At 56.0% G+C, this 14,331-nt stretch carries 12 protein-coding genes, 1 tRNA gene and 1 rRNA gene; 12 read left to right on the top strand and 2 right to left on the bottom strand.

Features of this window, described 5'->3' with window-relative positions; genetic code table 11:
• The 3 genes from rrf to Q8O73_RS15050 all read left to right on the top strand — a co-directional run.
• A 5S ribosomal RNA gene (rrf, locus tag Q8O73_RS15040) occupies positions 1–105 on the top strand; the annotation flags it as partial.
• Positions 106–221: 116 nt separating this feature from the next.
• Positions 222–298, top strand: a tRNA-Met gene (locus tag Q8O73_RS15045).
• A gap of 151 nt (positions 299–449) precedes the next feature.
• Positions 450–1,280 (top strand): hypothetical protein, encoded by an 831-nt coding sequence (locus Q8O73_RS15050; protein ID WP_305559006.1) that lies wholly within the window; start codon positions 450–452, stop codon positions 1,278–1,280.
• Between the two features lie 50 nt (positions 1,281–1,330).
• Here Q8O73_RS15050 and Q8O73_RS15055 read toward each other — a convergent pair whose 3' ends face one another.
• Positions 1,331–2,032 (bottom strand): GntR family transcriptional regulator, encoded by a 702-nt coding sequence (locus tag Q8O73_RS15055; protein ID WP_305559007.1) that lies wholly within the window; start codon positions 2,030–2,032, stop codon positions 1,331–1,333.
• Positions 2,029–3,393, bottom strand: a complete 1,365-nt coding sequence (locus Q8O73_RS15060) for a formimidoylglutamate deiminase (RefSeq protein ID WP_305559008.1) — start codon at positions 3,391–3,393, stop codon at positions 2,029–2,031. Before Q8O73_RS15060 ends, Q8O73_RS15055 begins: the two co-directional genes overlap by 4 nt.
• Positions 3,394–3,476: 83 nt before the next feature.
• On the opposite strand from Q8O73_RS15060, the gene hutI reads away from it, so the two are divergent.
• From hutI to Q8O73_RS15105, 9 genes are all read left to right on the top strand, one after another.
• Positions 3,477–4,679: an imidazolonepropionase gene (gene hutI, locus Q8O73_RS15065; RefSeq protein WP_305559009.1), complete on the top strand. Its 1,203-nt coding sequence runs from the start codon at positions 3,477–3,479 to the stop codon at positions 4,677–4,679.
• 32 nt (positions 4,680–4,711) lie between these two features.
• A complete protein-coding gene (gene hutH, locus Q8O73_RS15070) occupies positions 4,712–6,262 on the top strand; it encodes a histidine ammonia-lyase (RefSeq protein ID WP_305559010.1) in 1,551 nt (516 codons plus the stop codon).
• Positions 6,263–6,398: 136 nt separating this feature from the next.
• Complete coding sequence (locus Q8O73_RS15075; protein ID WP_305559011.1) at positions 6,399–7,427, top strand: ABC transporter substrate-binding protein; 1,029 nt, start codon at positions 6,399–6,401, stop codon at positions 7,425–7,427.
• A 103-nt stretch (positions 7,428–7,530) separates the two neighbouring features.
• Complete coding sequence (locus tag Q8O73_RS15080; protein ID WP_305559012.1) at positions 7,531–8,388, top strand: proline/glycine betaine ABC transporter permease; 858 nt, start codon at positions 7,531–7,533, stop codon at positions 8,386–8,388.
• Positions 8,381–9,205 carry a glycine betaine/L-proline ABC transporter ATP-binding protein gene (locus Q8O73_RS15085; protein ID WP_305559013.1) on the top strand — a complete coding sequence of 275 codons (825 nt, stop codon included), beginning with the start codon at positions 8,381–8,383 and terminating at the stop codon, positions 9,203–9,205. The genes Q8O73_RS15080 and Q8O73_RS15085 overlap by 8 nt, the downstream gene beginning before the upstream one ends.
• Positions 9,202–10,704 (top strand): histidine ammonia-lyase, encoded by a 1,503-nt coding sequence (hutH, locus tag Q8O73_RS15090; protein ID WP_305559014.1) that lies wholly within the window; start codon positions 9,202–9,204, stop codon positions 10,702–10,704. The genes Q8O73_RS15085 and hutH (Q8O73_RS15090) overlap by 4 nt, the downstream gene beginning before the upstream one ends.
• Position 10,705: 1 nt before the next feature.
• The gene (gene hutG, locus Q8O73_RS15095; protein ID WP_305559015.1) at positions 10,706–11,506 is read left to right on the top strand and encodes an N-formylglutamate deformylase; all 801 of its coding nucleotides are present in this window, start codon (positions 10,706–10,708) and stop codon (positions 11,504–11,506) included.
• Complete coding sequence (gene hutU, locus Q8O73_RS15100; RefSeq protein WP_305559016.1) at positions 11,503–13,179, top strand: urocanate hydratase; 1,677 nt, start codon at positions 11,503–11,505, stop codon at positions 13,177–13,179. The genes hutG and hutU overlap by 4 nt, the downstream gene beginning before the upstream one ends.
• Positions 13,180–13,207: 28 nt before the next feature.
• Positions 13,208–14,302 carry a TRAP transporter substrate-binding protein gene (locus tag Q8O73_RS15105; protein ID WP_305559017.1) on the top strand — a complete coding sequence of 365 codons (1,095 nt, stop codon included), beginning with the start codon at positions 13,208–13,210 and terminating at the stop codon, positions 14,300–14,302.
• The last annotated feature ends 29 nt before the right edge of the window (positions 14,303–14,331 follow it).

Genomic DNA, 14,331 nt, shown 5'->3' on the forward strand with positions numbered 1-14,331 from the left:
ATAGCGGCCGGGAACCACCTGATCCCATCCCGAACTCAGAAGTGAAACCTGCCTGCGCCGATGGTACTTTGTCTTAAGGCACGGGAGAGTAGGGCACCGCCGGGCCTTCAAAACACAGCATAATCCTTATTCCCTGTTCAAGACAAACATCAACGCCGCTCCCTCAAAGAGTGGCGTTCGTCTTTGGTAAACACCAGATACCCAAGACAGACCTTCCTTGACGCGGGGTGGAGCAGCCCGGTAGCTCGTCAGGCTCATAACCTGAAGGCCGCAGGTTCAAATCCTGCCCCCGCAACCAACATTAAAAAAGCTCGCCATTCGGCGGGCTTTTTGCTTTTTTGAGGTCGGGGGATTGTGGGTTGGGGGAAATTGTATATCTATGCATCGGTAAATAAGCATAATAAGCTGATTGCAGAAGTCCCCCGAAATTGCAAAACAAAGATCGTGTAATGAGTAGTCTTACAGATATAGATAAACGTTACTTGGAAAAAATTCTCGGGATGAGTGGAGGGTACGTTCTGGATTTTAGCGATGCTACTTACGGTGAGTTCTTTTCGCGCTACAATGTTGAGATTCACAGTTCTCGCTACCAGAAGTATGGGACGTCCAAAGCGAAAAAAATGCGAGCATTTTGGGAGTTGGAGGCCGATCAGATTGTTGCTCCTGTTCTTGCGGAGCTTCTGGCTTCTTATGAGGCAGATTGCGAGCTAAATAATCGGGAAGTTGAGAAGCCGATCCTAGATAAATCGAAGGAAATCGTAAATCGAATTGGAGGAAAAATTCGCGATGCTTCTGGGAACGAAACAGAGGATACTTTTTTAGGTCGTGAATTCAAGATACCAAACCTACATAAATTACCAATCGAACCTCAAGTAATTGTCATTGTAGAGCAAAGGCTTGATGAGGCGCGTGTAGCCTTAAAAGCCGGGGCTAGCCTTTGCGTGATTTTCATGTGCGGGAGCGTACTTGAGGCTGTTTTGTTAGGAACAGCGCAGACTAAGCCCGAGAAGTTTAATCGAGCGATAGCGAGTCCCAAAAATACGGATGGTAGGGTAAAGCCCTTGCACGAGTGGACTCTGGCGCAATTTATCGATGTTGCTTTTGAAGTTGGCCTATTGAAGCTGGATGTCAAAAAGTTTAGTCACGGATTAAGAGACTTCCGGAATTATATACACCCATATCAGCAAATGGTTTCGGGATTTTCCCCTGATGAGCATACAGCCAAGGTTTGTTTCCAAGTTCTTAAGGCTGCACTGGCAAGTCTTGCGGGAGAAAGGTAAGCAAATACATATTGAGTCTTTTTTTCCTGAAATTTAATCAAGTACTCCCTCTAAATCACCGACTGCACCCGATGTCCCGGTGCGAAAACAAGGCGGGCATAGGTGATGCCGTGGTCGTTTTCCCAAGTCGTGCGTTCGATCAGGAAAAGCGGTGCATGGGGAGCCGCACCCAGCATTTCGGCCTCGCTGTTTGAGGCGGCAATGGCCGAAAAGGCCATTTCGCCATGCGTGTAGGGCGCATGCAAAACCAGCCATTCATTGGCACTGATGATCGAAAGGTCAGCATCGGCAATCGAGGGGGCCGCAGCAATTGCCACCCAGCGATTTTCAAACATATAGGGTTTGCCATCGGCCAGATGCAGCGATGTGACATGCAGCATATCGGCATCGGGCAGCACACCAAGGCGACCGCAAATATCATGGGGCGGGGCGGCGCGTTCGGCGGAGATCAGGCTGTAGCCATAACGCTGGCCGCGGCCTTCGATTTCAAGGCGGATGACCGGGATATCGAGTTTGGCCTTGCGCACCGGATGCAGGGTGACGCGGGTTCCGGCCTTGCGGCGGCGGTCCAGAAAGCCTGCTGTTGCCAGTTCGCGCAGGGCGCGATTGACGGTGGCACGCGCACAGCCCAGTTCGCTGGCAAGTTCGACTTCCTTGGGAATCTGCTGCCCCGGTTTCCATTCACGGGTATGAATCCGGCGCAAAACCTCGTCATGCACGCTTTGCCAGTTGGTCAGTTCCGTCGTACTCACACCATATCCCTTAATTGTGCCATCACCTGCCGATACCGGTTCGTGATGCTGTCATGGGCGATATGGCGGCCCTCGCGAACCATATGGCGGCCCGCAGACCAGACATCGCGCACCATGCGGTCATCCCCGGCAAAGACAAAAGCATCAAGGATCGTATCGCCTGTCCGCCCGATCAGGTCAACCGATGTCGCATCAAGCGCCATCAGATCGGCCAGTGCCCCGACCTCGATCCGTCCGGCATTGCGTCCGGCGGCCTGTGCGCCGCCAAGGGCGACGTCGTCATAAAGACGGCGGGCGGTTGATTTTTGCGCGGTCGCAAGGGCGGCGCGGGAGCGATCGCGCAGGCGCTGGCTGTATTCCAGCGTGCGCAGTTCCTCGGACAGCGAAATGCGGATATTGGAATCCGACCCGATGCCGATCCGCCCATGATGGGCAAGATATCGCACACCGTCAAAAATACCATCGCCCAGACTGGATTCGGTGATCGGGCACAGCCCGGCAACCGCCCCGGTTCGGGCAAGGGCGATTGTTTCGTGTTCCTGCATCTGGGTGCAATGGATCAGACACCAGTTTGGTGCCACATCGGCATGATGGAGCAACCATTCGACCGGGCGTTGGCCCCAGGATGCCAGGACTTCCTCGACCTCGGCCACCTGTTCGGCAAGGTGCATATGCACCGGCCCGCCTTTGGCAAGTGATGTGGTGGTCATCAGATCGTCGCGGCCAACGGCGCGCAGGGAATGGGGGGCGACGCCAAGTCGGGCATCGGCGGGCAGGGTGGTTAGCGATTGGGCGGCATTTTCATACAGACGGGCAAAGCGGTCCGGATCATTGCCAAAGCGGATTTGCCCCGGTCCCAGTGGGCGTTTGTCACAACCACCATATTGATAATGCACCGGCAGCAGGGTCAGACCAATGCCGGTTTGCGCGGCGGCGGCAATGATACGGTCGGTCATTTCACCCAGCCGGTCATAGGGCACGCCGCCCGGTTGATGATGCAGATAATGAAATTCGGTGTTGGTGGCGTATCCGGCTTCCAGCATTTCCATCTGCACAAAGGCGGTAATCACCTCGATGTGATCGGGGGTCAGTTGATCGAGAAAGCGGAACATCAATTGCCGCCATGTCCAGAAACTGTCGTGTGGATCGGGGCCGCGCCGTTCCGTCAGACCGGCCATTGATCGCTGAAAGGCGTGGCTGTGCAGATTGGCAACGGCAGGCAGAAGAATGCCTGTGCGGGTTCCCGACTCCGGCTGATTGGCGGAAATGCTGGTGATAATGCCGGTCTGGTCAATCTCCACCCGGACATTGTCTTGCCATCCGGAAGGGGTAAGTGCCTGATTTGCCCATAGAACTGTCATCGGCTGCATCCATCTTGACAGGGTTATTATGTGCGTACATATTATACTTAATAACAGACTTATCAAGGGGGCGTTGGTGCACCATGTTGCTGCGAAATGCCAAAATTGTCACCATTGATCCGACCGGTGTCTATGGCCTGATCGGGCGCGGTGCGCTTGTCCTGTCTGGCGACAGCATCGCCTGGGTTGGGGACGATGATGCAATTCCCTTGCAATTTCAGGAATTTGAAACCCGCGATCTGGCCGGGCGTCTGATCACCCCGGCGCTGATCGATTGCCATACCCATGTGGTGCATGGCGGCAACCGGGCGGCGGAATTTGAAATGCGGTTGCTGGGGGCGAGCTACGAAGACATTGCGCGTCAGGGGGGTGGCATTGTTTCAACCGTGACCGCAACACGGGCAGCGGGGGTTGAGGATTTGCTGAAAGCCAGCCTGTCGCGCATTGATGCCCTGCTGGCCGAGGGTGTGGCGGTGATCGAGGTCAAATCCGGCTATGGCCTGGACCGCGAAACGGAACTGAACATGCTGCGCGCGGCACGGTTGATTGAGCAGCACCGACCGGTCCGGATCAAAACCAGTTTTTTGGGGGCGCATGCGGTGCCTGCCGAATATGCCGGGCGGGCGGATGATTATATTGACGAAATTTGCATTCCAACCCTGAAAGTCGCCCATGCCGAGGGGCTGGTCGATGCGGTTGACGGATTTTGCGAAGGCATCGCCTTTGACACCGCACAAATCGGCCGGGTGTTTGCCGCCGCACAGGCGCTGGGCATTCCGGTCAAACTGCATGCCGAACAATTATCCAATATCGGTGGTACGCAATTGGCCGCTCGTTATGGTGCGTTATCGGTGGATCATGTGGAATATGCCAGCCTGGATGATGCAAGCGCCCTTGCGGCGTCCGGCACGGTGGCGGTGTTGTTGCCCGGTGCATTTTATGCCCTGCATGAAACGCAACATCCGCCTGTTGCGGCCTTTCGCCAATATGGTGTGCCAATGGCGGTTGCCACCGATTGCAATCCCGGCACCTCGCCAATGACATCCTTGTTGCTGGCGATGAATATGGCCTGCACCCTGTTTCGCCTGACCCCCGAAGAAGCATTGGCCGGGGTGACGATCCATGCGGCGCGTGCACTTGGCCTTAAGGATGCCGGGCGGATTGCCGCGGGCATGCGGGCCGATCTGGCGATCTGGGATGTCGATCATCCGGCGGAACTTTCCTATCGCATCGGGTTTAACCCGCTGTTTGAACGTGTTTTTGCGGGTAAATTCTTGCCGCGTTAAGGTTTTTGGGTGTGTCGGGCAAAGGATAGAGAATGACCAGAATGGTAACACCGGCAGCGGCGACACTGGCCGATCTTGAACAAATCTGGCGCAAGGGACTTTCGGTGACGCTGGACCGGTCGGCGCGGGCCGGGGTCGAGGCGGCACATGCCATGGTGCGCAAGGCGGCCGATGGTGAGGCGGCGGTGTATGGGGTCAATACCGGCTTTGGCAAGCTGGCCTCGGTCAAGATTGCCGCGAGGGATACCGAAACCCTGCAACGCAACCTGATCCTCAGCCATTGTTGCGGTGTGGGCGAGGCATTGGATATTCCGACGACGCGCCTGATGATGGTGTTGAAATTATTGTCACTGGGGCGCGGTGCGTCCGGTGTGCGCTGGAACATTATCGAACAGATTGAAAAGATGTTGGCCCACGGTGTGACGCCGGTGGTGCCGTCGCAAGGGTCTGTCGGGGCATCGGGCGATCTGGCGCCGCTTGCGCATATGGCCGCCGTGATGATTGGCGCGGGCGAGGCGGTGTGGAACGGACAGGTGATGCAAGGTGGTGAAGCCCTTGCCAGGGCCGGTTTGTCGTCGGTGGTGCTGGGCCCGAAAGAAGGGCTGGCACTGATTAACGGTACGCAATTTTCAACTGCCTGTGCGTTGACCGCGTTGTTCGGCGCATGGCGCAATGCGGCCAATTCCGTGATCAGTGCAGCACTTTCGACCGATGCGATTATGGGGTCAACCGCGCCGTTGGTTGATGAAATTCATACTTTGCGCGGTCATCCCGGCCAGATCAATGTGGCACGCGCCATGCGTGATTTGATGGCGGGATCGGAAATCCGCGAAAGCCACCGCGAGGGGGACAGCCGCGTTCAGGATCCCTATTGCATCCGATGTCAGCCGCAAGTCACCGGGGCGGCAATGGATTTGCTGCGCTTTGCCGGGCAGACATTGGAGATCGAGGCCAATGCGGTGACGGATAATCCGCTGGTGCTGAAAGAAGACGGACGGATTGTGTCGGGCGGGAATTTCCATGCCGAACCCGTGGCCTTTGCCGCCGATCAGATTGCGCTGGCGATTGCCGAAATCGGCGCGATTGCACAGCGCCGGGTGGCCTTGATGGTGGATCCCACCCTGTCGCATGATCTGCCGCCGTTTCTGACCCCGGAGCCGGGCCTGAATTCCGGCCTGATGATTGCCGAGGTGACGACGGCAGCCCTGATGAGCGAGAACAAACATCTTGCCAATCCGTGTTCGACAGACAGCACCCCGACCAGCGCCAATCAGGAAGACCATGTGTCGATGGCGGCCCACGGTGCACGGCGTCTGGCAAAAATGAATGCCAATCTGGCCTGTATTCTGGGTGTTGAAATGATTTGCGCCGCCCAGGGTATTGAATTTCGCGCCCCGCTTAAAACCAGCCCACGCCTGTGCGAGGTGATGCGTGCGTTGCGCCACGATATTCCTGCCATCAAGCAGGACCGCTATATGGCACCCGATCTGGTGCGGGCGGCGGAACGGGTGGTGGATGGTACCTTTGTTGCGGCAGCCCGGCTTGCCGGGTTTGTGACGGGGGATGGGGCGCAAGGCCAATAATCTGAAGGCATAATAAGAAAAGACCGGCGGGTCAGACCGCCGCAGAAGGGTGGAAGCAGATGTGCCTTTGCGCATGTCCAAAAAATAAAAGTGCCGACCGAATTCTAAACAGGAAATCATGGGGCTTATCATGTCAATGAAACGTATTAAACTGGCCGGTGTTGCGGCAATTCTGGCTTTGGGCGCATCAACCAGTGGTGCCAGCGCATCCTATTGCGGTGACGGCAATGTTGTTAAATTTGCGGGGATCAGCTGGGAAAGCGGTGCCTTCATTACCGAAGTGATGATGAAAATCCTTGAAAAAGGATATGACTGTCAGGTGGATGCCATTCCGGGCAATTCGATTACGCTGGAACAGGCGACCGCCAATAATGATATCCAGATTTTTGCCGAAGAATGGATTGGCCGCAGCGATATCTGGAACAAGGCGGTTGAACTGGATCAGGTTGTTGCCGTCGGTCAGACCTTTGTCGGTGCCAGTGAAGGCTGGTTTGTTCCAGATTATGTGATCAATGGCGATCCGGCGCGACAGATTGCGCCGATGGCACCGGACCTGAAGAGCGTTTCGCAACTGTCCGATCCGGAAATCGTCAAGTTGTTTACCGATCCGGAAGAGCCGTCAAAGGGCCGTTTTCTGAATTGCCCGTCAGGCTGGACCTGCGAAGGGATCAGCACGGCAAAGCTAGAAGCTTACAAGCTGGATGAGAATTATGTGAATTTCCGCCCCGGTACCGGGACGGCGTTGGATTCCGCCATTACCTCGGCCTATTTGCAGGGGGAGCCGATCCTGTTTTATTACTGGTCGCCGACTGCGATCATGGGAAAATTCAAACTCGCCCAGCTTGAAGAGCCGGCCTATTCCGATGCCTGCTGGAGCGAGTTGAGCAAATCCGATGGCAAGCGTGAGGAAGGTTGTGCTTTTCCGGGTGTTGATGTTGCCTATGGTGTGAACAGTACCTTTGCCAAGGATGCGCCGGAAATTATCGCCATTCTGGAAAAGGCAACCTTCCCGCTGGAAGACGTCAATGGCAGCCTCGCTTTCATGGTGGATAACAGCGTGGATGCGCCGGTGGCGGCCGAAGAATTTCTGAAAACCAAGGCGGATGTCTGGGGCCAGTGGGTTTCGGATGAAGCGCGGGCGAAGATCGAAGAAAGCCTGAAATAGGATGATGTTATCGCCGGTTCTCCTGTTGTTTTCGGATGGGAGAACCGCGGTGGCGCATGCAGCCAGAATGTCCTGCAGACCTTTATTTTAAGGAAAACCTTCGATGTTCCCTGACAGTTTTCATCTTTCGATCCGGGGGCCGGTGAATGAGGTCATTCAGGATCTGGTTATCAATTATGGATGGATATTCAAGGCGATATCCCATTCCATCCTGCAATCTGTTTTGTTTATCGAATGGGTGTTGCGCGGATTGCCATGGTGGGTCGTGATTGTGATCTTCATGGCGATTGCCTGGCACAGTTCGCGGCGGATTTTATTGACCGCTGCCGTTGGTATTCTGTTGTTTGCTGTCGGGGTTCTGGGGCTTTGGGACCTGACAATGCAGACTTTGGCCCTGATGCTGATGGCGACGATTGTGTCGGTTCTGATCGGGGTGCCGGTTGGTATTCTTGCGGCCAAAAACCGGTTTGTCCGGGGAGGCGTTCTGCCGGTTCTTGATATCATGCAGACCATGCCCAGTTTCGTCTATCTGATCCCGGCATTGATGTTGTTTGGCCTTGGCAAGGTTCCGGCGATTTTGGCGACGATCATTTACGCGGTGCCGCCCCTGATTCGCCTGACCGATCTTGGCATCCGGCAGGTCGACAAGGAAGTGGTCGAAGCCGCCACGGCATTTGGTGGCAGCCCGGCACAGATATTGTTTGGTGTTGAATTGCCGTTGGCGACCCCGACCATTATGGCCGGTTTGAACCAGACGATCATGATGGCACTGTCGATGGTGGTGGTGGCCTCAATGATTGGCGCGCGCGGCCTTGGCGAACAGGTTTTGAACGGTATCCAGACACTGGATGTCGGCAAGGGACTGGAAGCGGGGATCGGCATTGTCATCCTGGCTGTTCTGCTTGATCGTATTACGCAAGGTTACGGCAAACCCAAAACAGGGGGAGCCGGTCATGGGTAAAATTGAAATTCGCAATGTTTACAAAATCTTTGGGCATCAGGAACAAGTGGCGCTGGAGATGGCGCGCAACGGTCTGGACAAGGATGAAATCCTCAAACAGTCGGGATGCAGTGTTGGTCTGAACAATGTCAGCCTGACGATTGGGGCGGGCAAGATTTTTGTGATTATGGGGCTTTCGGGATCAGGCAAGTCAACGCTTGTCCGCCACCTTAATCGCCTGATTGAACCTAGCAGTGGCGAAGTTCTGTTTGACGGCGACAATATTCTGGGGCTTTCGCCCAAAGCGTTACGGTCCTTCCGGACCCACCGTGTCAGTATGGTGTTTCAAAGTTTTGCCCTGATGCCACACCGAACCGTGATGCAGAATGTTGTTTATGGGCAACGGGTGCGTGGCACCGAAAAACAGGGAGCAAAACGTCTGGGGCAGCACTGGATCGAGGCGGTCAATCTGTCGGGATATGAAAACAAATATCCCCACGAATTGTCAGGCGGGATGCGCCAGCGTGTCGGTCTGGCCCGGGCGCTGGCGGCGGATACAGATGTGATCCTGATGGATGAGGCATTCAGTGCGCTGGACCCGCTGATCCGTGCTGAAATGCAGGATCAGTTGCTGCAACTTCAAAAGGAACTGTCCAAGACCATCGTCTTTATCACCCACGATCTTGAAGAAGCCCTTCGGATCGGGTCGGAAATTGCCATCCTGAAAGACGGACAGCTTGTTCAGGTGGGGGCACCCGCCGATATTCTGAACAATCCGGCAAATGATTATGTCGCCCGTTTTGTCCAGCGGCGTCAGATCGGAGTTCAGGCAGAATGACGCAGCCTGTTCTTTTGTCATCTCCCCTGACTTGGGAGCAAGTTGCGGCCATTGCAGATGGTGCGCGGCTTGAACTGGCACCAATGGCACGTGAACGGATCATCAAGGGACGGGTCATTGTCGATGCGTTGGTGATGCGTGGCATTAAGGGATACGGCATCAATACCGGTGTCGGTGCATTATGCGATGTGATTATTGATCGGGACCAGCAACAGGCCCTGTCGCATAATATCCTGATGAGCCATGCCTGCGGAGTTGGCGACCCGTTGGGGCGGATCGAAACCCGCGCCATTATGACGGCCCAGATCAATAATTTTGCACTGGGTGCATCGGGTGTGCGGATTGATGTGGTTGATGCCATGATTGCCCTTTTGAATGCGGATTGCATTCCGGTGGTGCCGTCACGTGGTTCGGTCGGTTATCTGACCCATGCTGCGTCAATCGGTCTGGTTCTGATCGGACATGGTCATGCGATGCATGATGGTGTGCGGATCACAGGTGTCGAGGCTTGCAAGAAAGTCGGGATTGAGCCGTTGCGGCTGGAAGCCAAGGAGGGGCTCAGTCTTGTGAACGGGACGCCCTGTGCAACCGGGCTTGCCTGTGTTGCCCTGACGCGGATGCAGGTGCTTTCGGGGTGGGCTGATACGGTCGCGGCACTCAGTGCGGAAAATCTGGGGTGTCAGATCACAGCGTTTTCGGAAACCGCACTGGGGTTGCGAAAATCCGATGGATTGCAGCGGGTTGGCAAAAGCCTCCGGTTTTATTTGAGTAATAGCCCGATGTTAGCGGCATCTTTTGGAAAACGGACACAAGACCCGCTGAGCATAAGGGCCGTGCCGCATGTGCATGGTGCGGTACGCGACATGTTTGACAATGTTGTCCAGACGGTTGATCGCGAATTGGCGAGTGTGACGGATAATCCGGTTGTTTTGGGCGATGCGGATGCACCGGAAGTCCATTCCGAGGCCCATGCGGTCGGAGCGGCGTTGGCCTTGGCGCTGGATGGTCTTGCTGTGGCGGCTGCTGAACTGGCGGCGATTTCTGAACGCCGGATTGACCGGCTGGTCAATCCGATGGTCAGTGGGCTTCCGGCATTTCTCGTGCGCGAAAGCGGGGTGTGCTCCGGTTACATGATTGCGCAATATACAGCCGTTGCGCTGGTTGCTGAAAACCGCCGTCTTGCCGCACCGGCAAGTCTGGATGGTGGAATTACGTCTGCCTTGCAGGAAGACATTCTGACCCATGCCACATCCTCTGCATGGAAATTTCTGGCTGTTCTCGACAATCTGGAACTTGTTCTGGCGATTGAACTTCTGGCGGCGACACAGGCTTATGACCTTCGGGCTGAGGGACTGGTGTCCGGGTTTCATACCGGCAAGGTTTATGAAGCTGTCCGGGCGGTGGTTCCATCCTATTGCGATGACCGTCCGATGCATGAAGATTTCGACGCGATCCGAACCTTTATGAAGGCCACCCCCATCAATCAGGAGATCGATTGATATGAATCCTGTGGAAATTCACCGCGGCGATGGCCCCATCGTTCTGGGATTACCCCATACGGGGATTCATGTTCCCGACGACATTGCCGCAAAACTGAATGATCGCGGGCGGGAATTGTCCGATACTGACTGGCATATTCATACCCTTTATGACGGGTTGCTTGACGGTGTTACGACCGTGCGTGCGACATTCCATCGTTATGTGATTGATGCGAATCGCGATCCGGCGGGAGAAAGCCTTTATCCCGGTCAGAATACCACGACACTGGTGCCGCTGACCGATTTTGACGGGCATAATATCTGGAATGAGGTCCCCGATGCGGCAGAAATCGAACGGCGCAAAGCGGCATTTCACACCCCTTATCACGCCGCCTTGACGGCGGAACTGGAACGGGTGCGCGCCCGGCACGGGGTGGCGATCCTGTATGATTGCCATTCAATCCGGTCCTATATTCCGTTCCTGTTTGACGGCATCCTGCCCGATTTCAATATTGGCACCAATCAGGGCGCGACGTGCCACCCGGCGATTGAAGAGGCGACGCACAGGATATGTGCGCAAGCCAATGGTTATACCAGCATCGTCAATGGCCGGTTCAAGGGCGGATGGACTACCCGCCATTATGGTCGCCCCGGAATCCATCAGCACGCCATCCAGATGGAACTGGCGCAATCGACCTATCTGACCGCCGAGCAGGCCCCGTGGCAGTATGATTCTGCGAGGGCGGAAAAACTGCGCGGTCATTTGAAAAATATCCTGACAACACTGGCCGATCTGGCCCCGACGTTAAGAGGCACATCATGAGCACCAATCCGCGACATAACCAGCGCGACATTTATCCGGCAACCGGCACCGAAATCACGGCCAAAAGCTGGCTGACCGAAGCGCCGATGCGCATGCTGATGAATAATTTGCATCCCGATGTTGCCGAAAACCCGCATGAACTGGTGGTTTATGGCGGCATTGGCCGGGCGGCACGCACATGGCAGGATTTCGACCTGATTGTCGAGAGCCTGAAAAAACTGGAAGCGGATGAAACCCTTCTGGTGCAGTCGGGCAAGCCGGTCGGGGTATTTCGGACCCACAAGGATGCGCCGCGTGTTTTGATTGCCAATTCCAATCTGGTGCCGCACTGGGCCAATTGGGACCATTTCAACGAACTCGATAAAAAAGGTCTGGCGATGTATGGCCAGATGACGGCAGGGTCGTGGATCTATATCGGGTCGCAGGGCATTGTGCAGGGCACCTATGAAACCTTTGTCGAGGCCGGGCGTCAGCATTATGACGGCAACCTGACCGGGCGATGGATTCTGACCGCCGGTCTTGGCGGCATGGGTGGGGCGCAACCCTTGGCTGCCGTGATGGCCGGGGCGTGTTGTCTGGCGGTGGAATGCGATGAAACGCGGGCCGATTTCCGCCTGCGCACCCGTTATGTTGATGCCAAGACCCATTCGCTGGACGAGGCATTGGCGATGATTGAGGGTTGGACAAAGGCCGGGGAAGCCAAATCGGTGGCGCTGATTGGCAATGCCGCCGATATTTATCCCGAACTGGTCAAACGCGGCGTGCGCCCCGATATCGTCACCGATCAGACATCGGCCCATGATCCGCTGCATGGCTATTTGCCGCAGGGCTGGAACATGGCGCAGTGGAAGGAAAAACAGGAAAGCGACCCCAAGGCGGTTGAAAAAGCGGCGCGTGCCAGTATGAAAATCCATGTCGCGGCGATGGTCGATTTCTGGAATGCCGGGGTGCCGACCCTTGATTATGGCAACAATATCCGGCAGGTCGCCAAGGATGAAGGCCTTAAGGATGCCTTTGCCTTTCCGGGTTTTGTACCGGCCTATATCCGGCCCCTGTTTTGCCGGGGTGTCGGGCCGTTTCGCTGGGCGGCATTGTCGGGCGACCCCGAAGATATTTACAAGACCGATCAAAAGGTCAAGGAACTGATCCCCGATGACAAACATCTGCATAACTGGCTGGATATGGCACGGGATCGCATTGCGTTTCAGGGCCTGCCTGCCCGGATTTGCTGGGTCGGTCTGGGGCAGCGTCACCGGCTGGGCCTTGCCTTTAATGAAATGGTCCGCACCGGCGAATTGAAAGCCCCGGTGGTGATTGGCCGCGACCATCTTGACAGCGGATCGGTCGCCAGCCCCAACCGCGAAACCGAAGCCATGAAAGACGGGTCGGATGCGGTCAGCGACTGGCCGCTTTTGAATGCGTTGCTGAATTGTGCGTCGGGCGCAACATGGGTTTCATTGCATCATGGCGGCGGTGTTGGTATGGGATTCTCTCAACATTCCGGAATGGTAATATGTTGTGACGGCACAGAAGATGCCGCACGCAGGGTCGAACGTGTCCTTTGGAACGATCCGGCAACCGGTGTGATGCGTCACGCCGATGCCGGGTATGACATCGCTTTGGATTGTGCACGGGAATACGGGCTGAACCTGCCCGGCATTCTTGACAGGTAAATCAGGTTCACCATCAGGAGGGTTAAACATGAAGAGACGTGAATTTCTGACAGCGGGTGTGGCAGGTGCCGGTGCGGTTGCCGCCGCCACCTTTGCCACCCCGGCCATTGCCCAGGACAAACGGCAGTGGAACATGGTCACCGCATGGCCGAAAAACCTGCCCGGACCGGGGGTGGCAGCCCAGATGCTGGCCGACCGGATCACCACCCTGTCGGGGGGGCGGATTGAAGTCAAACTGCATGCCGCAGGCGAACTGGTGCCGGGCAATGGCGTATTTGATGCGGTATCCGAAGGCACGGTAGAACTTTACCATGCCGTTCCGGCCTATTGGGGATCGAAATCCAAGGGGATTTTGCTGTTTGGGTCGCAGCCCTTTGGCCTGCGGGCGGATGAACAGTTTGGCTGGCTGGCGCATGGCGGCGGTCAGGAACTGTATGACGAAATTTATGGTCAGTTTGGTTTGAAGCCCTTCCTGTGTGGCAATTCCGGCCCGCAATGGCAGGGATGGTTCCGCAATGAAATCCATTCGGTGGATGACCTCAAGGGGCTTAAATTCCGCACCACCGGTCTGGCATCGGAAATGTGTTCCAAACTGGGCATGGCGGTTCAGGCGATGGGGGGCCGGGATATGTTCCAGGCGCTTCAGACCGGGGCGCTTGATGCCGGTGAATTTATCGGCCCGTGGAGCGACAGCGCACTGGGTTTCCAGCAGGTTGCCAAAAACTATTACTGGCCGGGTGTTGGCGAACCGTCCTCGGCCGAGGAATGCGTGGTCAATGCCAAGGCATTTAACGACCTGCCCGCAGACCTTCAGGCGGTTGTCAGATATGCCTGTGACAGCCTTTATAACCCGGTGCTGACCGAATATAACACCAAGCATGCGCTGGCCCTGAAAGAACTGGTTGCCGATCATGGTGTACAGGTGCGTATGTTGCCCGAAGACATCATCGTTGCCATGGGCAAGGCGGCCGAAGAAGTGGTGGGCGAATTGCGCGAAGATGGCGATCCTTTGGTGCGCAAGATCACCGAAAGTTTCGTTGAATATCGTGACAGCATCGGTGCCTATATGACCTATGCCGATAACGGGCAGATGAATGCCCGCGCCAAGGTGCACGGTTACTGATAACAGACAACAACCGGCGTATCAGAAGG

Origin of the sequence: Thalassospira sp., assembly GCF_030690045.1 — a bacterium.
In the GTDB taxonomy this organism is placed as follows: domain Bacteria; phylum Pseudomonadota; class Alphaproteobacteria; order Rhodospirillales; family Thalassospiraceae; genus Thalassospira.